This is a genomic window from Escherichia sp. KS167_9B, assembly GCF_030295215.1.
GTDB classification, from domain to species: domain Bacteria; phylum Pseudomonadota; class Gammaproteobacteria; order Enterobacterales; family Enterobacteriaceae; genus Escherichia; species Escherichia coli_F.
On the sequence record NZ_AP025754.1, the window covers coordinates 2,809,963 to 2,833,513 of the forward strand.

The 23,551-nt window shown below is 52.0% G+C and carries 19 protein-coding genes and 1 pseudogene; 2 read left to right on the forward strand and 18 right to left on the reverse strand.

Translation table 11 applies throughout. The features are described 5' to 3' along the window. Positions 1-151 precede the first annotated feature (151 nt). The gene (gene mlaA / locus QUE34_RS13960; RefSeq protein WP_000776770.1) at positions 152-907 is read right to left on the reverse strand and encodes a phospholipid-binding lipoprotein MlaA; all 756 of its coding nucleotides are present in this window, start codon (positions 905-907) and stop codon (positions 152-154) included. A 294-nt stretch (positions 908-1,201) separates the two neighbouring features. Here mlaA and QUE34_RS13965 point away from each other — a divergent pair, with 294 nt between their 5' ends. Then, positions 1,202-2,134, forward strand: coding sequence for a formate/nitrite transporter family protein (locus QUE34_RS13965; RefSeq protein WP_000368131.1), 933 nt, complete (start codon positions 1,202-1,204; stop codon positions 2,132-2,134). 222 nt (positions 2,135-2,356) lie between these two features. On the opposite strand, the gene QUE34_RS13970 is transcribed toward QUE34_RS13965, so the two are convergent. The 12 genes from QUE34_RS13970 to QUE34_RS14025 all read right to left on the reverse strand — a co-directional run bounded on the left by QUE34_RS13970 (position 2,357) and on the right by QUE34_RS14025 (position 18,969). Beyond that, positions 2,357-10,711, reverse strand: a complete 8,355-nt coding sequence (locus QUE34_RS13970) for an LPD5 domain-containing protein (RefSeq protein ID WP_286338840.1) — start codon at positions 10,709-10,711, stop codon at positions 2,357-2,359. Between the two features lie 69 nt (positions 10,712-10,780). Continuing rightward, a complete protein-coding gene (locus QUE34_RS13975; protein ID WP_000012437.1) occupies positions 10,781-12,046 on the reverse strand; it encodes a hypothetical protein in 1,266 nt (421 codons plus the stop codon). A gap of 10 nt (positions 12,047-12,056) precedes the next feature. Next, complete coding sequence (locus QUE34_RS13980; protein ID WP_000540391.1) at positions 12,057-12,308, reverse strand: bacteriocin; 252 nt, start codon at positions 12,306-12,308, stop codon at positions 12,057-12,059. Between the two features lie 10 nt (positions 12,309-12,318). Then, a complete protein-coding gene (locus QUE34_RS13985) occupies positions 12,319-12,765 on the reverse strand; it encodes a hypothetical protein (protein WP_000455645.1) in 447 nt (148 codons plus the stop codon). A 2-nt stretch (positions 12,766-12,767) separates the two neighbouring features. Continuing rightward, on the reverse strand, positions 12,768-13,421 hold the full coding sequence (locus tag QUE34_RS13990) for a hypothetical protein (RefSeq protein WP_000509019.1): 654 nt from the start codon (positions 13,419-13,421) through the stop codon (positions 12,768-12,770). A gap of 93 nt (positions 13,422-13,514) precedes the next feature. Next, positions 13,515-13,916, reverse strand: a complete 402-nt coding sequence (locus QUE34_RS13995; protein ID WP_000035555.1) for a hypothetical protein — start codon at positions 13,914-13,916, stop codon at positions 13,515-13,517. A 56-nt stretch (positions 13,917-13,972) separates the two neighbouring features. Next, positions 13,973-14,113 (reverse strand): Hok/Gef family protein, encoded by a 141-nt coding sequence (locus QUE34_RS14000; protein WP_000078907.1) that lies wholly within the window; start codon positions 14,111-14,113, stop codon positions 13,973-13,975. 232 nt (positions 14,114-14,345) lie between these two features. After that, a complete protein-coding gene (locus tag QUE34_RS14005; RefSeq protein WP_000836187.1) occupies positions 14,346-15,083 on the reverse strand; it encodes an Ail/Lom family outer membrane beta-barrel protein in 738 nt (245 codons plus the stop codon). A gap of 79 nt (positions 15,084-15,162) precedes the next feature. Next, positions 15,163-15,780: a hypothetical protein gene (locus QUE34_RS14010; protein ID WP_001459282.1), complete on the reverse strand. Its 618-nt coding sequence runs from the start codon at positions 15,778-15,780 to the stop codon at positions 15,163-15,165. A 5-nt stretch (positions 15,781-15,785) separates the two neighbouring features. Beyond that, positions 15,786-16,064 carry an outer membrane protein gene (locus QUE34_RS14015; RefSeq protein WP_000455633.1) on the reverse strand — a complete coding sequence of 93 codons (279 nt, stop codon included), beginning with the start codon at positions 16,062-16,064 and terminating at the stop codon, positions 15,786-15,788. A 14-nt stretch (positions 16,065-16,078) separates the two neighbouring features. Then, positions 16,079-17,347: a phage tail tip fiber protein gene (locus tag QUE34_RS14020; RefSeq protein ID WP_000197188.1), complete on the reverse strand. Its 1,269-nt coding sequence runs from the start codon at positions 17,345-17,347 to the stop codon at positions 16,079-16,081. After that, entirely contained in the window at positions 17,344-18,969 is a 1,626-nt protein-coding gene (locus QUE34_RS14025) for a hypothetical protein (protein ID WP_182044479.1), read from the reverse strand. Before QUE34_RS14025 ends, QUE34_RS14020 begins: the two co-directional genes overlap by 4 nt. A 106-nt stretch (positions 18,970-19,075) precedes the next feature. Between QUE34_RS14025 and QUE34_RS14030 the strand changes: the two are divergent. After that, positions 19,076-19,213, forward strand: a pseudogene (locus tag QUE34_RS14030) (YkgJ family cysteine cluster protein); the annotation flags it as partial. A gap of 142 nt (positions 19,214-19,355) precedes the next feature. On the opposite strand, the gene QUE34_RS14035 reads toward QUE34_RS14030, so the two are convergent. From QUE34_RS14035 to QUE34_RS14055, 5 genes are read right to left on the reverse strand one after another with little or no spacing between them, the layout of a single operon-like run. Next, positions 19,356-19,964 (reverse strand): DUF4376 domain-containing protein, encoded by a 609-nt coding sequence (locus QUE34_RS14035; protein ID WP_194316111.1) that lies wholly within the window; start codon positions 19,962-19,964, stop codon positions 19,356-19,358. Positions 19,965-19,981: 17 nt separating this feature from the next. Next, complete coding sequence (locus QUE34_RS14040; protein ID WP_182044480.1) at positions 19,982-21,850, reverse strand: tail fiber protein; 1,869 nt, start codon at positions 21,848-21,850, stop codon at positions 19,982-19,984. After that, positions 21,847-22,497 (reverse strand): phage adaptor protein, encoded by a 651-nt coding sequence (locus QUE34_RS14045; protein WP_000207922.1) that lies wholly within the window; start codon positions 22,495-22,497, stop codon positions 21,847-21,849. Before QUE34_RS14045 ends, QUE34_RS14040 begins: the two co-directional genes overlap by 4 nt. Further along, positions 22,497-23,060, reverse strand: a complete 564-nt coding sequence (locus tag QUE34_RS14050; RefSeq protein ID WP_000829202.1) for a hypothetical protein — start codon at positions 23,058-23,060, stop codon at positions 22,497-22,499. The genes QUE34_RS14045 and QUE34_RS14050 overlap by 1 nt, the downstream gene beginning before the upstream one ends. Next, positions 23,044-23,505, reverse strand: a complete 462-nt coding sequence (locus QUE34_RS14055) for a hypothetical protein (RefSeq protein WP_286338841.1) — start codon at positions 23,503-23,505, stop codon at positions 23,044-23,046. Before QUE34_RS14055 ends, QUE34_RS14050 begins: the two co-directional genes overlap by 17 nt. Positions 23,506-23,551: the final 46 nt, after the last annotated feature.

The following is a 23,551-nucleotide window of genomic DNA, read 5'->3' on the forward strand; positions in this document are numbered from 1 at the left end:
AACGTCTGAATATCGGAAACAGTCAGTGACGAACATCAGTATTTTTACATAATTCGTCCGGGTCATTGTCGGTTTGTCTCCTTTTACTTGTGGTAATTGAGGGATAACAACAAAAAAGGTGAGTTTTGCGACTCACCTTTTTATTTGTTTCTTATTCAGAATCGATATCTTTTAACTCATCCTGAATCGCTTGCGCGTTCGGGTTTTCCTGCGGTTTGAGTTCGCCGCCATTGGCGATGAAATCATGACGCTGGAAGTACGCTTCGCGCACCATAATGTATGGGTCGGACGACTGACGCAGCAGGCCGTCGGAATCCAGCAGTTGCGCACGGGTTTCGATACCTTCAAGCGTCCATTTACCCACGGACATCGGCCAGGTCAGCCAGGAAAGTACCGGGTAAAGACCATCCGCCATATCACCGCCGTCATCACGCAGCGTGAAGCTTCCGTAGAACGGTAATTGTACGTACGGCCCATACCCCACGCCATAATGACCAAGCGTACTACCGAAGCGGTGAGGTTCAGTCCGTTGCAGTTTCGGGTTCGCCATCCCCGCAACATCAATAAAGCCGCCCATCCCCAAAATAGTGTTCAGGAAAAAGCGGGTAAAGTGGACCATCCCCTGATAAGGGTCGCCCTGCAAGAAGTAGTTAACCATCACCGCAGGTTCTTCAAGGTTGCCGGTAAAGTTGCTCAAACCGTTACGCGCCGGTTGCGGAACATAATCACGCCAGGCGACTGCGACCGGTCGAACAATATACGGGTCTAATACATTGAAGTTGAAGTTGTACATGGTGCGGTTGAACCCTTCTAATGGGTCAGAACGCCCTTGCTGATCTGTACCGGAACTCGCACACCCCACCAGAAGCGTAGTTCCAAGAGCAAGCGCCGACAGGCGAAGCTTCATAAATGTCTCCCTGTTTTTTTTATGGCTTATGCAGTTTGCCATCCATGACGGAACGATACCGTATCCGCCTGTTTAGGTGTGGGCGATTGTAACAGCACGTCAACTGATGTCCAGACGCCCTGATTTGCTGATTTGATCATAGCCTGGTAATCGACGCCCTGTAGGCTACTTGATTCTATAGAAACAGAAAAAGGCAAACACAGCCTTTTCTACATTTTCAGAGTAACTCCCGCCAGTTGCGAGCAAAAAAGCCGCTACGCTTTAGCTATACGTGCTAATTCAAGAGAAGAGACCATGGACAACGACAAAATTGATCAACACAGCGACGAAATTGAAGTTGAGAGCGAAGAAAAAGAACGCGGCAAAAAAATAGAAATAGATGAAGACCGACTCCCCTCCCGGGCGATGGCAATTCATGAACATATCCGCCAGGATGGTGAAAAAGAGCTGGAACGCGACGCAATGGCGCTACTGTGGTCAGCCATTGCGGCGGGTCTGTCGATGGGCGCTTCACTACTGGCAAAAGGGATATTTCATGTCGAACTGGAAGGCGTGCCGGGCAGTTTCTTGCTGGAGAATCTCGGTTATACCTTTGGCTTTATTATCGTCATTATGGCCCGCCAACAATTATTTACCGAAAACACCGTGACTGCGGTACTACCCGTCATGCAAAAACCGACAATGAGTAACGTCGGCTTACTTATGCGGTTATGGGGCGTCGTGCTGCTGGGGAATATTCTCGGGACAGGTATTGCGGCGTGGGCATTTGAATATATGCCTATCTTTAATGAAGAAACTCGCGATGCATTTGTAAAAATCGGCATGGATGTGATGAAGAACACCCCCAGTGAGATGTTTGCCAACGCGATCATTTCCGGCTGGCTGATCGCCACTATGGTATGGATGTTTCCTGCAGCGGGTGCGGCAAAGATTGTAGTGATTATATTAATGACCTGGCTTATCGCCCTCGGAGACACCACCCACATCGTTGTCGGTTCTGTAGAAATCCTCTATCTGGTATTTAACGGCACGCTGCACTGGAGCGATTTCATCTGGCCCTTCGCGTTACCTACTCTGGCAGGAAACATCTGCGGCGGCACCTTTATCTTCGCGTTAATGAGTCATGCACAGATCCGTAACGACATGAGCAACAAGCGCAAAGCAGAAGCACGACAAAAAGCAGAACGTGCGGAAAACATTAAGAAAAATGATAAAAACCCGGCATAAATGGCGAGGGTTTAAGCAATCGAGCGGCAGTGTACTTACCCCGCTGAGCATTAGCGGGTATACTCATGCCGCATTGTCCTCTTAGTTAAATGGATATAATGAACATAAATATCAATCCATTGATTTAAATGCATTAAATACCAAAACATCCATCACAACAGTACTCACTTATGTACACATTATGTTAAGAATGCCCCGCACTTCAGTACGGGGCAATTTCTCTTACTCCACCCCCACTTTTTTGTTGTACTCGCGGTTAAACCGATCCACGGCAATCTTCATATCCCGCTCAACCGATTTCACCATCGCCGACTGTTGCGCCAGACTGAGAGTACTGTCGGCATAAATGGCATCACGCTGTTTACGCAAATCCTTCAGTCTCTTCCGGGTATCCTGCATAAGCCCGTTCATCGACAATTTTCCGTTGTTCTCGTCAATGAATGCCGTTCTTTCGGAACCCCTCAGGCTCTTCAGCTCTGCGTGGTACTGCACAACCTCCGTCATCCGGTCATACATCTTCTGCTGGTCAGCATACGGCATCACCTCTCCCGAAATTTTCCCCAGGAAAGGCACCTGCTGCTCCGGTATATCAATACCATTCAGCGATTTCACCGCCGCATCCGTGGTTTTGGAAATGAAGCGCCCTGTCCCTCCGGAGATATAGTCCACCCAGTATTTCAGCGATTCCGGTGTGATATCCACCGCGCCGGGACGGTACTGGCTGCCACCAGAGAACGCATTCAGCCAGGATGCAAACGCCTTGTACGCTTCTGGCGTTGAACGTCTTCCCAGCTGGCTGTCAGGTTTTGGTGTACCAAACGGCATGTTCTCCTGGTAAATCTGCGCCCCCATGAAGTTTTCATTCATGGCAAGGTTCGCAAACGGACGCAGAATGGTCGGCGCTGCATTTTTCAGCAATGCCCCGGACAGTGTTTCCGACGTCTCACTGCCAATCGGGCTGAATGCACCAAGCACACCACCAACAACATTACCGGCAGCACGGGACGCCGTCAGGTCACCCGCCGCCACACCTTCAGCAGTATGCCCGAGCAGGAAGAAAACGTTGTACCCGTAAGGCAGAGGAATACTCCAGTACTCTCCGGCCTTGCCCCCGAACACCGATTTCATAATGACGAGGTTACGCTCTTTCACATGAGACGGCACCTTGTCATACCAGTTAACCCCGTCATCATCCTCACCCGCCACGCTGCGGTTAAGCGAGCCAAGCAGATAACCTGCTCCCACAGCGGCAAGCGCGATTTTCTGCGGAACATTCAGATTCTTCCAGCGAAGGCGCTCCAGTAAAGGTCCCTCACCATTAAGATGTCCGAGCGTTCTCACCAGATTTGCCGTTCCCTGAATGCTGGCGTTGGCGAACATGTACAGCGAATTCATCAGCGCCCCCTGCTCACCACGACGGTTAAAGTTCACCGTCATGTTTTTGGCAAGAGACGCCGCCTGCTGGCGTGACAAACCGGTATCACGGGCGTGCTTATAGGCAGAAAGACGCAGAGCGTTTTCAACCGCACCGTTGGCATCCTCGACAAGGTTAAGGAACGAATTCCATGCACCGATACTCTGGCCTTTCCATCCCCCCTTCGCCAGTGAGACAAGGCGATCCATTTCCTTCTGCTGGCCTTCAAGGTCACCCATGTTAAACCAGCCGGTTTTCCCTCCGTCCTCAACAAACTCTTTCCACACCTTCTGCCACTGTGCACCTTTTCCCGTGAGGGTTTTACCACGCAGACTGGCGTATACGGCTGACATGGCAGAACGGCTGTCTTTCACCACAGCCAGGGCGGATAAGTTATCCAGCCCTTTCAGTTTACCGTCGCTCCTTCCCTGCTCCGCCTTCAGGTTCATCACCGCCGTCTGCACGTCACGGATGAAGTTACTGACCAGGAATTCCGGGTTATACGACGTGTTCACCGTTGCCAGGAAGCGGTTAACTTTCCCCAGCGTGCGGATTACGGCGTTACTGGTTTCCGGTCCCATATTCTTCATCGCACGCATCAGGCGCGGATCATGGAGTTTGATGTAGTACGTTTTGCCGTTCTTTTTGGTGGTGAAGTACCGGTCTGCCATCATTGCCATCGGTACAGGGCGTTCGACAGCTTCGCGAATGGTTTCACCAGTTTCCTGGTCCTTGCGCTCTGCAATCGTCCGCATGGTATCCGGTCTGTCATCGGTGAATACCTGCCAGTAATCCTTGTCGGGATTATCCTGCACCAGTTTCAGGAAGGCGTTACCCACTTCGTTTTTGCGATGGCGGATCAGCGATTCGCTCAGGTCCTGTATCGCCTGAGTGGACGGAGACTGTGCCCGGGATGCACGCCCCATGGCCTGCCTGCTTTCACGTCCGCCGATGGTGAAGCCCTTACCTGTACGGGGCAGTGACACCACACCGTCAACATCCTGACCTTTCAGGGGAACGTAGTAACGGTAGGCGTTCTGCCAGGCATCCACCACACCGTTCTCTTCAAGTCCGGCCTGACGGATAAGCTCACGGCGACGGGCCAGCATATCGTCAATAATCCCTGCCAGACGGTCATACTGTGCCTGTTTGCCACTGTTACGTACACGCTGCATGATTTCCGCCGCTTCCGCGTTGGTCATCCCCGAACCGCCGTCCGGCATTTTCGGGTTGATTTTCGCGATATGCGCGTTACGTTCCGGCGCGTGACGGGCGTAGAGGTACTCATCCAGATCGGCCTGCGCAATTTTGTAGTCCGCCAGTAATTTAGCCAGTGGCTGAACGTAGCGCTCCTTCATCACGTTCAGGTCGTTTTCCGCCTTCCCGTGGAAGAGTTCTTCCGCCATATAAGCGTTGTTACTGTCGTCTATTTTTCCGCCAGTTTTACGGATGTTCTCCTGAACAGCTTTCAGCACCTGGAATTTATCCTGCATCTGACGCACAAAACGCGATGCAATTGTCTCTTCCGGTGTCAGACTGCTGGTACGGGAGTAATACGGCCCATTGCGAATATCTTCAGGATAGAGTATTTTATCTACAGAGCCGCGATAAGAACGCTCCTCTTTGGGCAATTGAAGCCCACTGTACTGAGGGTTATCGCGGCTTAATTTTTCCTTCCGGTAAAGCGTCAAACCTGCTTTATCCAGGCTATTAGCTTTGTTCATCCCCCCTTTTGTTCCATATACAGAAGCCACCTTGTTAATTTCTATTCGTTTATCTGTTGCCTTCATGTGCACTGCCGACACCACCGGATCACCATTTTTATCCACGGCATCAAGCAGCATCACAACCGCATTTCTTTCTGTCGCGGAACGGTAAATTGCATCCGGATCGTGCATCAGCTCAGGAAGTCTCTCGATAACATCCATTGGCACCACATGTTTCACTCCATTGGTTGCCTTCCGCACAGTGTCGCGGGAGATAACCAGCGGCAAATCTGGTGCGCCAAGGTGGCGCAATACCGGCGGCGTACGCCCGATGTTTGCAGTCATTGCACCAGAACGTAACGACTTCATCATTCTGGCAAGGTCATCACGATAACGCTCGCCCTCACCTTCCGGCACTTTGAACGGATCAGGTTTACCACTACGGGAGTACTGAGACGATGCGCCCGCGCCATCCTCACGCGGCGTGTAACCTTCCCGCACACGCAGGCCTAACGTGCGAATAGTTTCGCGAACAAGTCTGATATCGTTCAGTTCCGTCGGCTTCAGTAACCCCGTACGACGCAGTACCCCTTTGACCAGGGCAACAACACGCTCCCATGCCGCCACGAATTTATTCGGCTGTTTCTCCGCCATATGTGCCAGAAATTCACCCGCCTGTACTTCCGGTGATTCCTTACCATAGGAAGCATCAACCTTACGCCAGGCTTCACGGATGGTGACGTTATCACTGTCGCGGGTTTTCAGCACGGTTTTGATAATCGTCTGATATTCCGCTGGTGTGACAACATGCTCCATGGCATGGTGAATGATCTCGTGACGCAGCTTCTCGCGAACGGTCCGCCCGTCAGGGATGTTATCCGCCACCAGGACAATTTCTCGTTTATCCGGACGATAGAATGCGTGCACCCTGCCGTAACCATCGAACAATTCACCCGCCAGCGCTTCAGCCTCTTTCTGTGACTTCACCACACGGACCTTCAGGTCACTGTCCTTAATGCCGCTCATCACGCCACGGGCAACCGCTTCAACCTGCGGGACCGGACTGCCTTTGGCTTCCGCACTGCGGTTAACATCCGAAATCAGATTGCCTTCAGGTGTGCGGGTCACGCCCTTACGGGAATAAAACGCAACTCCCTTGTCCGTCTCACGGGTTTTCAGTGTTCGGAACAAGTGATCGAATGCCTCACGAATACCGCCATCCAGTTCTGCATTCGTCGGATAAGCGTAGGTGTCCGGCTGTCCATGGTCATCCGCCTTACGGATATTGACCAGATAATCATTCTCCACGCCAGCCATACGCGCTTTATCCTGAACATAACGCTCAAAGGCTCGCGCCGCCATTTCAACATCCGTTGACCAGTACGGTTTTGAACGAACGCCATCCAGGCGTTCAGAACGACGCAACATGTCACTGCTGTTAATGGCTTTCATCACGCCTTTAAACGCGTCGTAAACCTCCTGACGTACCGGATATTCCGCATCAACATACCTGCCGTCTTTAAATACGCGCCCGGCACGCTGTGCTTCCGTCATATAGTCGCCACCTGACGTGATCTTCCCGTCAGTGGAAACATCATAACGACCAAAATAATTATCCAGTGAATGGAACCATTCGTGGGCCAGCGCCCCCGGTCCGTTACCTTTTGTCAGGTTGATTGCCACCTCACCCGGCTCATAGTGTGCCGCCGCCTTACCCTTACCACGGGCACCAAAAGCAAGCCCAAGACGACCGTTCAGAGAAAGCGCTTTTGTCGGCACGTTCAGCACGTCAGCCAGGTCATGCAGCGAGTCATAAGCCCGGTTCAAATCAGCCTGACGACGCGGACTTTCCACATAATTACCAAACTGCACACCACGAAAACCAAACGCATCACTGAACTGCTCCGGCGAAACATCCCCCTTGCGGCGTTCTGGTCCGGTACGATCGCGGTTGGTGGCGTTACGCTGCTCCTCACGCGAGACTTCACGCAGCGCCTTCACCTGATTAACCAGCTCATCACGATGTGTGCGCACATAATCATGTGCATCACGGGCAGACTCAAAACCGCCCTTCAGTTTCTGCCTGTTTTTGCCATAACCGATAAAAATGTCGCCACTGGCCTTATGCCGGTACACGTCAAAGGTTATTCTGTCATCAGCAGAGGTTGCTGGCGTTTCCCTTTCTCTGGAGCCTTGTTCATCGAAATATGCTTTCGCCTTTTTCAGTAACTCATCCCGGCTTTCCGAGAAAAAGAGGTCGCGCCCCTTGCTATCACGAAGCGAATACATCATTTGCGGCGGATCGTAACGTTTTCCCCCGACAAACGAATAAACACCGGACCTGACACGATAGCCGGATGCTTTATCAATCTGCAATGCAGAAAGCGTACGGAGCAGTTTCCAGGTATCCGACATGCTCCGTAACCCCGGCTTACTGTCCATCATATCAGCCAGTTTCGCTGCCGGAATTTTCCCCTCCAGCATACCGGCAGTAGCTTCGCGACCGCTTTTAACAATGCTGATCCATTTCTGCATGTTACGGCTTGTTCTGGTGGGAATTTCACTGCGATACAACGCCATCATTGCCAGCGTGTCACTATCCACACCTTCTTTTTCCAGACGGGCATAATCCGGCTTTGGAAACAGTTTGCTCAGTGGTTGTGTCGCGTACTCCCCATCCTCCAGCGTTTTACCCATAGCTTCAGCAAGCTGCGCATAACGGTGTTTTGCCGCGCCCTTAATCTCCTCGCCAAAGTCTTCAATTTTCGCACCACGCGCCTGCTGGTGAGTGCTCGGTTTATCTACCGGCACCGGCACCTCAGTATCCGGAACATCGGTTATGGTCTGGCGATTATCCCCGGTCTGTCTGCGTGCTTCTGCCTGCTGTGCCAGTTCCGGAAGGGAGTCACGAACCATACGAGGGAGTGATTCAGGCTGTGGCATATCAACCCCACGCTGACTTTCAGGTGCAGGAAGACCTTCACGCACTGGTGCTGTGGCGTTCTGCTCATCCGGTGACGGCAGACCACGACGAACTGTTTCGCCCTCCAGTATTTCCCCCTGGCGACCAGCGGCATTTTCCGGTGCCTGCGCACGTCCTTTCTGGAAACTCTGGCCCTTCACCTCACCGGTTGTGGTAAAACGACCACCACGTCCGGCCTGATTTTCATCCGGCGTACGCGCTACTTCTCCTGGTAACGGATATCCCTGTCCGGGATGAATATCGCCGGGAGCGGGAAGGCGTGGACGCTCAGTTAACTCCTGTGCTGTCGGACCGGCATCACCTTCAGCCATCTGGGAACGCACCAGTTCTTCCGCCGTCGGCGCGTTGCCACGAGCAAGACGGGCCTGCACTTCTGTATCATCCCCCGTAAAACCACGGAATCGCGGGTCACGCATGAACGCGGGCTGTTCCATCGGATCAGCATCAGTAATACGCTCTCCGTCAGCCAGAGTGTTAATGGTCTCCGTTGCCACATCTTCAGAGAACGCAGGATTATCCATTTCAACGGCATACTGATTCTCGCCTTTCTTCACTACGGACGGTTTCAGGCCGGTGGCGCTGGCATTGCGGAAAACGTCGCTCCCCAGAGCACTTTTTTCATCCGTGAAATAACGGTTGTCCGGACGCACCTTTTCAATGCGTTCTGCTGGTCTGGACGCACCACTCTCGTTAATTTCAATACGAACTTCATCCGGATCGCGGAACCGCACCGTCGGGTAAATACTCCCGTCGCCATCATCCGCATTTTCCGGCTGTGGCTGTGCCTCCGGTCTGGCCTCCCGCTGAGGGCGAAGCACATCACGTATTGCCTGTAACTGCTGCTCTTCAGTATCAGTACGCCCTTCCTTCTGGCTGAGTTTTCGGTATTCCTCAAGCAGTTCATGGCGCGGCTTCGCCTTCAGCTCATCCATCACCGCCTGTCGCTTCGCCTGTTCATCCAGTTCATTCAACAGCTGGCTGGCGGCTTCCCGGCGATGAACGGCAGACGTGTCTCCCTCATGTGCCATATCCGCATCAGCATACTGTTCCAGAAGCTGCTCGCGATTCATCCCCTGCATAGATTCACGATGCTGTGCCACCGGATCAACCGGTTCGGGTTGCGGAGCCGATTCGTCCTGAGGAACGCTTTCAGCCTCACGCATGGCTGCTTCATCTGCCGCCTGACGTTTTCCACGATATCCGGCAGCCGCACCGAATGGTGCCCCCATTGCAGCACCAAGGGCTGCACCTTCGATCGTTGCGTCAGCCACGCCCTCCCACGGTGACACATCCATTCCGGCGGTCTCACGCAATGCCGTGTTTTCCTGATAGCGTGAATAGCCACCCTGCGCCGCATTAATCGTCCCCTGTTCCGTGGCATTTCTGACAATGCCGCTTTTAACGGTATTCGCCGTGCCCCGCATCGCCAGATTAAGCAACTGAGCATCGCCCAGTTTTGCCGCCATGGCATTCACAGCCAGCAATTCAGGATCTGTTGCCAGCTGCGCGCGCACCTCATCGGCAACACGCTCTTTTGCCAGATCCATTTTCTGGCGATCAGTAAGCTGTGCGTGCTGCGGATCGGCGTCAATGGACAAAAACGTCTGCTGAAATTTCGGTGACTGCGCCAGCTCAGAGTAATCCGCATTAAGAACAGCATCTGCTGCCGCCATTGCACTCTGCCCCTGTGCACTGGCTGTGGAATGGGTGATCAGGCCCGCCTGGAATAAATCCGGCATTTTTTTATCGACAGCTTCTGCTGCCAGTGCCGTGGCTCTTTCCGGCTGCATCCCTGCCGCGATGTATTTTTTCTCCAGCCCGGCGGTCAGCGTTTTTCGCAATGTGACATCACCCACCTTTTTAGCCACACCGCCAGCAACCATATCAGGTACAAGGGCACCAATCAGGTTTACGCCCTTCGCCACCCAGACCGCAGAATCATCATAGCCTTCGGTCATCGGCGTATTCAGCGCACGCAGAGCACCCGGAGACATCTTACTGGTCAGCCATTCATCCGAGGATTTAGCGCCGTCACTGACAGCCTTACCGGTGACCTTCAGACCTTTACCGACAGTATCTGTAACCGCGTTTTTGCCATCAGGCAGGGTATCGATGACCTCATCAGCCCCCCTGCTGCCACCGGCAAAAATATCCTGCACAGTTGCGACACCCGGCAGCCCCATACGGCTGAACTCATTTAAAATACGCGCCCCTGTTTTTACCGGGCTCTGAATCATCGCATCACCGAGTCCACGGGCCATTTCCCCTGTTCCCCGGACGGACCGGGCGAAACCTTTACCCATTGTTGGCAATACATCGCCCAGGCTGAACGACGTACTGTTATCCTTCCAGCGATTTGAATCAGAGAAAAATGCTTCATAGCTGTCAGTTTCGCCGGGTTGCTGAATGTTCAGGCTGTTACGATTCTGGTTACCGAGTTGCGCCTCAGGACGCTGTTCCTCTGAATAGGCCATACAGACTCCATAAAAAAACCCGGCACAATGGCCGGGCATCAGGAAATGGTATTAATGGAATATCGTGAATTACTGGGCGTAATTCTGTTTCAGTCCACGGATAAACTGAGATGCAGATGAAGCACTTTCATCTCTGGCCTGTTCCCCCCTGGCCTTTTGAATACGGAGAAAATTCGCATACCCGTTCTCCAGCAATTTCTGATTCTGAGGTTCCAGCATTTCAGGCTGACGGGCCGCTACATTTCTGGCAAATGACAGCTTATCAGGATCATCTCCCGCCCAGTTGATAACCTGTTGCTGAAGTTTTTGTTGCTGAATTTTCTGTTGATGCGGTTGTGAACCAGTCGCAGCATAATATTCATCCACCGCAGCCTGAGCATTACCGCCATTCTTAATCGCGTCCGCCGCTACGTTGCTGGCCCCCTTCTGAAGCTCTTTCAGAGAAAGTCCCTGCTGCTTCGGCATAAAATAACCATAATTTTTCGATATCTCTGCAAATTTGCTGCGATCCCTGACCTGAGCGATAGCCTTATCAACGGGTATCGCCAGCACGGTTTGATCATCAGGGTGCGCACTGCCGTATTCTGTTACAGGTTTATGCGCGGTGGAGCCATCGCTGTATGTGAGATCAAGGCCAATAAGTACGTACCCTTCCTGCTGCGCCGGTACGATACTGCCAATCCTGGCCTCTTTTATCGTTTTTTCCCCGGTTGAATCAGGCATGCCAATACGCTGTTGTAGTTCCGGGGCAAACACGCCGGAAAGCACATCGAGATTTTCCGGGGTATTCAGCGAATCGATCGCCCTGTCCGGCTTATCATCAAAGATTTTCTGCAGGTTGTTCACGGCCTGACCCGCCTTCGCAGCATAGCCTTCCGTTGATATTATTTTAATGGGGTTGGCATCCGATAATTTTCCGAACAGACGAGAGGCCGCATCATGGTCACCTGCATCAATCGCTTTTCCCAGCGCCACCATCACCGACTGATCACGTGCCAGCATATCGTTATACTCAAGCCGTCGCTGGTTGTATTTCTGCAACTGGAGTCGTTGCTGTTCCATCCCCAGCGACGCATTCCGGTAATTCTGGTTGGCGTTAAACTCCCTTTCCTGCAGTGCGTAATTGCGGTCATCAACTTTGGCTCTGTAATCAAAGTTCCGCTGATCAACGTCTTTATTATGTTCAAACTGAGACTGCGCAAATTCAAAATCGCGCTCGTTATTTTTCTGTTGCTGAGCAAGCTGTGCTTCTCGCAAACCAAGCTCCTTACGACGGGTCATTGCCTGGTCAACAGTGCTGAATCCGGCAAGTAACCCCTGTGCAAATCCGCTCATTCACCACTCCTTAAAACAAAGAACCAGCAATGCCGCCAATTACTGCACCAGCAACAGCGCCAACAGGACCACCAACGGATGCGCCAATAGCCGCCCCCGTACCAATGCCCGTACCGATATTCTGCTTGTTCTGCGCTTTCTGTTGCGCCGCCATCTGTTTGTTCGCAGCCTCAATTTCTTCACGTCGTCGGTCTGCGTCACTTATTCCCTGTAATGCCTCACGCCGTGACTGATTCGCAATATCCAGTAAGCCGTACCCCATATCTTCCCCCTTACGCTGTCATCATTTGACCGCCAACACTCAGTTGTTGTCTTGCAGGTGCAGAAGCCCCCGTCAGTATGTTCATCTGGCGATCCTGCTCTGCTTCACGGATACCATTTTTCGCGCCAGCAATTGCCAGAGCATTACGCAAACCCAGTGTGTTACTGTTGGGATTATCCGGACGATTTACCCCGTATCTCGCCATCTGGTTATCCTGTGCCATCTGCGCTGTACGGAGACTGGAAGTGGCAAGGCCGCCCACCCGGGCAAGCTGTGCATTCATCAGGCTGTTGTTCTCACCAAGGTCAGCCAGCCTTGCCACGCGGGGCAAATATCTGGTTCGCCAGTCGTCGTATTGTTGGCGTGTCAGCGCTGCTGACGTCTGCCAGTCACCCTGTGGGCGGTCTGCTCCTGAATAACCAGCCCTTGCGAGAGTTTCGTATTTGCCATACTCCATAATTACAGTCTCCAGTTCTGAGCCTGACTCTGAATAGCGTTAGCGCCGGTGTCTGGCGTTTTAGAACCTCCACTTCCGCTACCGCCAGCCTTATGCATTGCATAAGCCCCAACCGCCCCCAGACCAGCGCCAACAAGAGAGGCCCGCCCCTGTTGTTTTGTAAACGCCGCCTGTGCATCTGATTTGGCTTTTGCCAGACTGCTGTCTGCCAGAGAGTTAAAACTCTGTAACGCATCGGCCTTCTGACCGGAACCGAGAGCCGCAACATCCTGTAGCCCGGCAATATATTTATCTGCCTGCGATACCTGCCCCCGTGTGGTCGTGTCAATCTGCCCGGTCACCTGGTCGCTTTGATTTGCATCCATTACCGCATTAAAACGACCACTGGATGGGTCAACGCCGGACTGAGCAAGATTACCCGCAAGCTCCCTTCGCGTTTCACCAAACTGTTTCTGATATCCCAGATTTGTTGTACCGGCGATATTGTCGTACTGCTGCTCACTGTTAAGGTCATCGACCTTTTCCATGAAGTTATCTTCTGCCGGACGGAGAATATTTTTGTAATCCTGCCACCCTTTCCAGGCCACCTCTTCCTGTGCTATTTGCGCTGCTGTTGGTTTTACTTTGGTATCACCACCGCCTTTTTTTCCGCCCATTATGGCTCCTCAGATAACAAAAAACCCTGCCGGGGCAGGGTCAGAATGTGAAGTGCAATGTTGGTTTACACACGATGATGAATACAGTGGCAGTCAGACCGCTATCCTGAACACCATGAAGCCATCCTCATCATCCGGCATTCGCTCAAAGCCCAGACGTTTTCCCAGCCGGATAAATCCCCGCCTTGCCGTGTGGAATTCAGCCCAGCGTCCGCCAGCCAGACTGGTTAATGTCTTCACCTCCGGCAGATAACGCTCAACACCGGCACTCCCCGTACACACACCCAGCAACACCAGAACATAAGGGATACCGTCGTCACTGAGCACAGAACGCAGCACCAGAAAACCATCCGGTGCCTCAAAGCAAAACGCCTGCTTTTTAAGGCAGGCGTCTTTAACTTCATTCATAAATTCAGGGTTGCGGGAATTTCTCACAACACGCTGCATATACCGGAGAATTTTGTCGTCCATTCTCTCACCAGAAACGGGTGCCATATCGGCTGAACCTCAGCAACCAGTTGACGGGGACTTTCGTCCCCGTCGCGGTTTTCCTACTGCTTACACTGTAAGAACGCCGCAAACTCCGCTCCCCACAAATTCAGCCGGAACTCACACAACGAGCCGTGTAACATCCAGATGGTGAAGATTACCGTCATACAAATTGTGACGGTGATGAGCGATTTTTGCGACATAGCGCTTGCCTCCTGAGTGGAGAGGCGCTAACCTTCTACTTGCTTAAGGTATGATGGTTAGGGCCTCGGGTTAAACAAAATGTTTGACTCGGGGCCTTTCCACATCAGGCCTTCAGGTTCTCCCTCCAGCCATCAGCCGAAAGGCACCCGCGCATAATCTACGATTTTTGCCCTGCACGGGCAACAAAAAACCCGCCATCACAGCGGGTTATGACATGTTGTCGGGTATTACTCAGAATTTCAGGCCAATGCCTGCAAATAAACCATCAGTTTTCCAGTCGCCAGAGCCTGAGCTTTCATAAGTGACGTCCATAGTAACACTTTCATTGAAGTTAAATTGCGCGCCGACAGACCATGCAATAGACGTTTTTTTGGTGCTGTTACTTTCAGAAAAACTACCGGCACCATGATTAAGATTGTCGTTAATTTTCAAGTCAGTGGTGACTTTTGCAACCCCCATACCAGCCATTGCATACACACTGAGGTATTCGTTAAACCGCCACGAAGGACCGGATAGTAGACTCCAGTAATTAGCCCTGATATCAGTTCTCGCTGAAGCTGCCGGGTTTTTTACCTCTCGTGATGGATCGGAAGGCTTAACATCAATAAATGCCTGCGCATTAGTCATGGAGCGCGCCCATGTAAAAGAGGCTATAACACCCAGTTCATCAGTTATCTCGTAACGATACCTGATGCTCATCCCCAGGGGGCTTTTGGCTGTGCCGTCATGCCCCCGGGCAATAGCATTTTCGTATTCACCTGATGAATTAAAATGGTTTACGTTTACAACATTCCTGAACGTATCCCGGTTATAAACACCCGCGTCTCTAACAAAATCCTTCAGCCCGGGGAAGCGTATGTGTGCAAACCCGAGAGATACCGTACTATCGCCTGATGCTGCATTTACCTGTGCAGTTAAGCAACTCATCACCAGAACTGCACACGCAAAAAATTTCATGATACTTTTCATTTTAAGTATTTCTCTGAATTAAAGGATGCGATGTCTGAAAGGAACGCTTTCGTTTTACACTATTAAAGTTTTTCTTACGCTAATCATATATTGAGGAATTAATAACCAGAACTTTATCTATATACGGCTTTCGGATATCCCATGTTGCACCACCGGAATAATGCTCACAGGAATATATTTTATTTCCTGTAGCACCAGTGGATGTGGTGTAAATCGGTCGGTCATAAGGTGTTCGTTTCCAGTTATAATATCCAACCAGTGCAGGCATAATTGCGCATGGATATCCAAGGTCCTTCTCAAACTTGATATCAACTGGTATTAACTTCGCGTCAAGCAGCATCATTTCGCCATGGTAAATCATCTCACCCGACGGGTTATACATGGCGATACCATACTCAGAAGGTTGAGTAACCATATTCGCAAAAGCATAAACAGTCGTAACACCAGGATTCGTTCCCCTGACAATTTGATGAAGCCTTAAGGCATGATATCCATCAATCTGTTCATGCGTGTACATGACATCGGCCTTATTCTCTGTTCTGATAAAGAAAAAACAACTTTTTCCTGACGGAATTGACGTTTTAAAAAAAGCCTTCTCAGTCGCCGGAATAGTTCCCTTATTGATCAGACACTGAGGCGTAAACCCCGGGCTTATCCACAAGCTGCCATCTGGTTTCGTAATGCTTAAACCATACATACAACTCACCCCCAGAATGTATAAATATATGACCCCATCCCCTGCTCAAGATTTGACCACGTCACCGTATTGCCATTAATGGTTATCTTCGGTACTTTCCGGTCCTTAAATACATTATTCCACGGAAATAATGAACAGACTGCCTGCAATGTTTTCCCTTCTGGTTTATTCGTATACGTTTTTGATCCCGACTCCGCCGTAAACCTGTCCAGGAAAAATATGGGAGTAAGCACGCCCGTAACATTAACGTTATTTCTGTTATAAATGGCAAAACCGTATTCCAATACTCACCTCCTGATCAGCGTAATCTGCCTATGCGAACAGCCAGTCGTCCATTCTGATCATAAACCTCAATTTTATCATTGCGGATCACCAGTCCTACATTCTGATTAGAGTAACGAATTGTCAGTTGCCCTTGTGACGTAACACTGAAAAGGCCTCCAATATTCAGGTTACCCTGAGAATCAACCTGAAAGTTTCCGTTCTGAATAACGGCACTCCGGATAACTGGCGAAGTGATACTTACCCCGGCTTTTACCTCATCCGCCACAACCTTCCGCGACACCAGTGTTTCAATCACCGCGTCATAAATCATCGCTTTCGGGATCACAACCTTGCCACCTGATACCGCAAACGGATAGGCGGTGTTATCCGGGTTGTTCGGGTCAAAGACAAACAACTGCGACGCAGAAATTGCAACCTGACTTACAGGCCTGCCTTCACTGTCTTTTCCGGCGACAATCCCGATCCCCGCAGTGATACCATCAACTCCCGCTTTTTTTGACCACATTGCCAGAAACGCCTCACCGCCTTCTTTATCCAGTTTAGTGATGCGCTTGTCGACCTCATTAAGCGATTCACTGGTTGACGAATCCAGTGTGCTAATGCGGGTTTCAATACCACCAATCGTTCTTGTCGTTTCTTCCCTGAGAGTCCCCACAACTTCGGTTGTCTTAATTGCAGCATCCTTTACAGCCTGCCCCTGCGCGTTTTTTATTTCTTTACGCAGCTCGGACACAACCGGCGACTTTGCAGCCTCATCGCGGATCTGGTCAATGATGGCCTTCACGCCGATCTGTGTTTGTGCCTGAGTGCCTTTTTCAGCATTCCATGGACCTTTCACTCCTGCCGCGTTAACAAAACGTATCCAGTAAAATCCCGACCAGCCAGGGTCAACCGGATCGCCGTAAACCTGCCCCGGCGTCGTGGCAACAAGCACTGCATCAGCAAGGTCATCCTCCGTACCCCGCCAGATTTCAGTCAGTGAATGTCCGCGATAATTAGGCATATCCCATTCAAGAAGAACCGAGCCAAATCCACCGGCCGCCTTAAAATTCAGCGGTTTTGTGGGAAAATCAACAGTCATTAAAGTACTGTCAATCTCAATACCCGGATTCAGTGCATATGAGGCACCACCCGATGTTCGACGCCGGGCGAGTTTAAGACCAACCAGTTCCTCACGGGTCACAAATGCGTGGCGTCCGTCACCACGCTGCCCGGTGCCAATTTCCATGTTCTCCACAACTGTGGATAAATCCTTCCCCGCACGCCACGGTTTTCTGGTCATACCGGCATCTCCGACATCGATGTACTCAGGGTTATTCGTTCCACCTGCCCGAATCCGGATACCATCACCTGCCAGTTTTGCCCGGTTGCTGCCGGAAGTCTCACCACACTTCCCTTAAACGTACCCGGCGCAAAATTAATCACAGGAACATCATCAGCCATAATGGTGATCCCCACCCGCTCAGGCGCCGGAGATTTCACCCTGATACAGGAAAAAGAGGTTCTTTCAGGTAATGAAAAAATTTTTGAATGCCACCTTATCGTGGAGGGCAGAGAGCCCCCGGCAAGCACTGACATTTTGTCTCCTGTCACCACGCGCATCATATCTTTCGCGAGATCAACCCATGCGCAGTCAAACGGTGTACTGAGATAACGGATATCCATGTTCACCGGACTGAATACAAACACATCCTGCTTACCATCCGGTTTCGTGTAACAGGCAATGTACTCACCACGCCAGGAATAAGCCACAATGGACGCCGGGTTAAACTGACTCTGCCACTGTTCAGGTGAAATAATCTTTTCCGTTGCCAGTGCTGTATTACCGTTTACATCAACAGATACCAGACCGTTTGTCCCGGCATAGAGTACGAATCCCTCCATCGCCACCATACTTCTTCGGCTCAGGCATGCCTGCATGGAAGGAATTCTGGAGCCAGAAATTGTGGACGGTGATACCCCACTGAACAGATAAGGCTCCCCCTTTGTCGCCACCACCAGTGACGTTCCCAGCGGACAGATAGCCACAATATCTTCTGCCGTCGTGTGACGATTCACTTCCGGCCATGCATACGGCAGATACGCTTCCGAAAACATCACTTCATTACCGGCAAACCCGGCGGCAATACCATTAGCCATCAGGCAAAGGCCTGTCATATTCTCTGGCGGCGGCAGGTAATCCCATGTCGCCAGAGAAGGTCCAAGGTTTTTCCCCGGTATTTTGTCCGTGTAACTGAGCACGGATGCATCCAGTTCAGCCACAAGTAAAAAATCCGCCTCCCCTCCACCTGATGCAGAGCGATAAATCCGGCGGCGTTTAATACTGGCATTCTGCAATGGCACCGGAGACAGCGTCAGCTGTACCGCAGTCCCCGGAGTACGGAGTGTTACCTCCAGAGACGCCGGACCTGGCGGACCTTCTTCACCATAATCTGAGACAAAGGTTTCCGTATAAAACCGGGTTTCGTCATCATTCGGGTTATCGTCAGAAACATCACCGCCCTGCTGAACAGTACAGACAGGTGCTGTCGTCGGCGCGGGGATCCCCAGACGATACGATGATGTCGGATGATTCCCGTCCCCTTTTGTGGCAATGGTTGCATCCGTCACTTTAGGAAAACGCCCGTCAGTGTAGTAAATACGCCCGTGGGGGTCCTGAGCGATCGGACTGCGGATCACATCCACCACATCCGTCCATGCAAACCAGAAATCGTCACGGTAATGAAAAATTGTTTTTGGCTTAATTGTGAATGTTTTCTCAACCTCTGACATCTCGTGTTCAGGCGTGATCACGCCATAGCGAAAATGACAGTTTTCTGCCAGTACAGCAGAATTATCAGGAAGCATAGATGCAATAACGCCTGGCATCATCCCGCGCATAGTGGTTATATCGATATAAGGCATGGTTATCTGGTATCCGAAAATTTGAATGGCAGACGAGGTGGAATAATTAATCCCGGCACAATTTCACGACGTCAACCCGTACAGGAGTCGCTCTTACCGGCCCCCTCCCGGTGAAAACGCATATTGCTCTGTTTACAAAAACCGCCCGTCCACATGCAGGGAATTCGCAATGTCCGGCGAAAATGGCATCGTAAATGAAGCATGTAATCGCGCACGGGAAAAATATGGATTTCCAAAAATCTGAATATTCTCCGCCGTGAAAAAATGCGAACAACATCACTTCACTAATCAGCCTGATATGGCATACTTAGCACGCTAACTATGATAACAAACTAATACCCTAAAACTCATGGTTCCGGGACTGGTCGTGGTCCCGTTTTTTTTATTCAGCCAGCAGGCCATCCGACAACATAACTGCGGATCGCCTTCAGCTCTGTCAGCGCCTCAACCTCTGCTTTCATCTGCAACTGCCGTGTATTAATCTCCACTCCCTTCGCAAACATCGCCTGCTCTGTCGCATCTGCCAGCGCAATGATGTCAGCCGCCGTTACCGGCACCACATTATTATCCCCGTCCGTCCAGGCAAAACCTTCCGGAAGACGGTTATTCTCTGCCATCAGGCGTGTCGTGCTTATCCTGGACAACGTCTTCTTGCCGTAATCCCAGTTCCTTCCGTTGAATTCCATCACGTATTCCATATTCTCCTGCACATCACGCCAGATATTAATCTCTTCCCTTTTCGCCGCTTTTGCCGCTTCCAGTACTGCTTCCGTGGCAACAAAGGCACTCACACTTCCGTACGTTCCTGCTGTCAGCCCCGACCACAAGGCTTTTCCGTGTTCTGTATTATCCGTTTCCGTTGCGGTATACGGCAGCCATACCTGCTCTCCTTTTTCATTCACCGCATCTTCAAACTGCACCTCGCAGTTTATCCCGCCATTTTCGTTATACGCAGCATTACGAACGGCAATAACACCAGTTACCGTCTCTGCCATAACTTTTTCCTCCTCGTTTATTTTATACGAATAAACAGTGACTTCCCTGTCGACATCCCTACATATCCAAGGCAACGCCATGTCCCTGACAGAGTGACAGCCGAGTTGTCGAAACTTACATCAGCATCATAAGAAGATGACGGGTGCAACTGGCTGGCTGCAACACTGTCGCCATAGTCTGCTGTGCCTTCGTACATGGCATAAACCAGAGAACCTATATCCCCCGCACTGACCTGTTGAGCACCTGGTCCAGGATCGCCTTTATCACCTTTCGGACCCTGCGCACCTGCCGGGCCTGCGGCTCCCGTATCCCCTTTAGGTCCCTGTGGCCCCGCCGGACCTGCTGGACCTGCTGGACCTGCTACTCCCGGATCACCTTTATCGCCTTTCGGCCCCGGCGCACCTGCCGGACCTGCTGGTCCAGCCACACCCGGATCGCCTTTGTCACCTTTTGGCCCCTGTGCGCCTGCCGGACCTGCTGGCCCCGTATCCCCTTTATCTCCTTTCGGACCGGGAACACCACCTCCTGCTGCAGCCTCTTCTGCCTTTGTTTTCGCTTCATTTGCCACATCCATTGCCGCTTTCACCGCTTTCGGGGTGGCTGCCTTCGCTTCATCATCACTGTCCGTTGCGCTGCTTAACTGCACAATTCCCTTCTGTGCCGTCGTCGCATCAGCCACATTTGCAGCGCTGCCTGCCGGACCTGGCTCTCCACGAGGTCCCTGAGGTCCGGTCTCTCCTCGTTCGCCTCTCGGACCTGCAGGACCAGGTTCACCTCGGGGGCCAGTCTCCCCACGCTCACCTCGTGCTCCCATCGGTCCCTGTGGTCCGGCTTCTCCTCGTTCACCTTTAGGACCTTGCGGGCCTGCAGGACCTCCCGGATCACCTTTCTCGCCTTTTGGCCCCATATCCCCCTGGTCCCCTTTAGGCCCCCGCTCTCCGGTATCCCCCTTCAGGCCTGGTATTCCCTGCGGTCCTCGCTCCCCCTGTTCGCCCTTCTCACCACGCGGACCAGCGGGCCCTACAGCCCCCTGAGCACCAACGTCACCACGCTCACCTTTCGGCCCTGCGGGCCCTTGAGGGCCCACTGGACCTGTTTCGCCTTTAGGACCGACATCCCCCTTCGGACCAGTTTCTCCCTGAGGCCCCCGGGGCCCCCGTGCATTCTCAGCCATACGTCTGGCCTCTTCAGCACTGACAGTGGCAGCCTCTGCCCGCTTAAGGATCTCTCCGGCGCTCTCCTGCGCCAGCCTGGCCTTTTCAGCATGCTGTCTGGCTTTTTCTGCATCAGCTCCGGCGGCTTTTTCAGACTCTCCGGCACGGGTCGAGCTTTCCTCTGCATTCCCCGCTGCTGTGACTGCACGGGTCGCAGCCTCAGTGGCATCAGTCGCTTTTTGTCCGGCTTCAGCCGCCCTGCTGGTTGCCGTCTTTGCACTGTCAGATGCACTCTTCGCACTGGCTTCCGCACTTTCTTTTGACTTTATCGCCTGAGTGTTTTTTGTCGTAGTGTCTTCATTAAGGCGACGAATGGTGGCAAGGTCATCCGCAACATTGTTCTGTATCTGCCGGAAATCTGTCAGTAGTTCTCCGGGTATGCTCACCTCAACAAGACTGCGGCGTAACAGCATATTGAGCGTCACCGTACTTTCGGTCCCCTCAATACGCACACGTCCGTAGACAGCAGTTTTCCCTTTCACCGTCACCGAAACCGAATACTCCCCCGGTTCCATCGTCATTCCGTAGTATCCACCTTCACGGGTCACTGCCGACGCACTGGTGCCGCTGAGCGCATCCGGTGAAACTGTCAGCGCCGTCAGGGTAATATTTGCTCCTGATATCGCCTCACCATCAGGAGATTTCAGCGTCCCCGAAACAACAACACTCACACTCCACCTCCGTTAAACACTTTTTTACGGGCAGACAATGCACTGTCTGCCCCCTGTTTGATCCCTAGTTGCTCAACAAAACTCTGATAATGCTGCGCAGCCAGCCCCGATTCTGCGCCACCGGCAGCATCCTTACTGAAAGCGCGAAACAACATCCAGTCCACCAGTGGGTTAACATAAGCCTCTTCCAGTGGAACTGGCGTATCATCGTCCTGCGTCAGAACATACACTGCCTCCGGTATCCGGCTTACCACTGCATCAATACTTATCTCTTTGTCAGGAGCAGGAAACAGCCAGAATACGCGCGGGGACAGGTCGTTGCTGATAAAACATTCAGGAATACCCTTCATTGTGGGCCACTCAGGATACTGCGCATCCAGCACCTCCCGGGATAATGGTCTGACTGCACTACCGTCACTGAGGCATATCACGTCAAGAAGTTGTATTACACCATCGGGCAAAACCTGACGGGCGCCAGGAACACAACTGATTGTTTCCAGGCTTGCGCCAGCATCCGGTCTCGCCAGAATCACTGCCCTCACAGCATCATTGTAATAATCGCACAATTCCTGCAGGGGCCAGCGAACCATCATCGGGTCAACCAGTTGTGTATTCACACGTCCGATGATTTCTGTAATCGTCGTCATCAGTAAAACCTCTGCCTGCGTACAGGGTTGCGGTATGAAGAGTACGGGCTTGTCGCCAGTGTATGACGATATGCCCGACGGATCCCCTCAGAAAACTGCACAGAAAAATACTGTGCGCGTGACGGATCTGACCATGAAACACCAGTCTGCATGAACAACCGCTCAAGTGCCCCCGCTGCCACTTCTTCAGGCCATGTGAGGAGTTCATCCGGTATCTGGCTGCGTCCGGCTTTCGGAGCGACGGCATAAAGCACGCTCACCTCACCGGGAGAACAGGCAAATCGCAGGGAGCGTCCGGAGCTGATATCCACATCCCGACCGACAAAAAGCTCATGATTATCGTCAGAGATACGGATGATATGAACGCACTCCTCATCATCTTTATCATACGGAAGCACAATTTCTTTTCCTGCTACTGGTACAACAGTAACCTCCCGACGGCACACCAACGACTGGCGGCTGAATGCCACGGCAGCCATTGACAGAGCATCCGTCATCATAATGTTCAGTGGACCGCTGATATGACGACGGACATACGGTAAAAAATCACTCAGTTCCGCCATGCTGTTCAGTCTCCGCAACACGACGGCAAAATGCCTCACGCACCCGGATACGGAATGCCTCAGCCGTTTCTTTCGGGTCTTTGTGAATATCCAGCTCTTCTGCCTCACACAGCGTCGCCAGTCGTGCTGAGGTGAGCTTACTTAAATCCACCTCCTGCCCGTTAACAGAAACAACAAAACTGTTCTCCGCTTCTGCCCGCGCAGCAAGCACTCTTTCCTGCGCCTGCTGTGCCTGCCTCAACTGCTCATTCTGTTGTTGCTGTTTCAGAACATCATCAAGCTCTTCATGACGAACCCAGACATCAGGAAACCCCAGCAGTTGCCAGGCCATCGCACTGTCAACATGCACCGGCTCAAGACGTGGGAACAATGTGCGGCTTCCGGTAATGGTGTCCTTTTTCACGGGTTTTGGGCCGATATAGACAACGGCAATTTTCTCACTCATATAATTCCCCGGATAAAAAGCCCGCATGACGCGGGCCGGAAGGTTT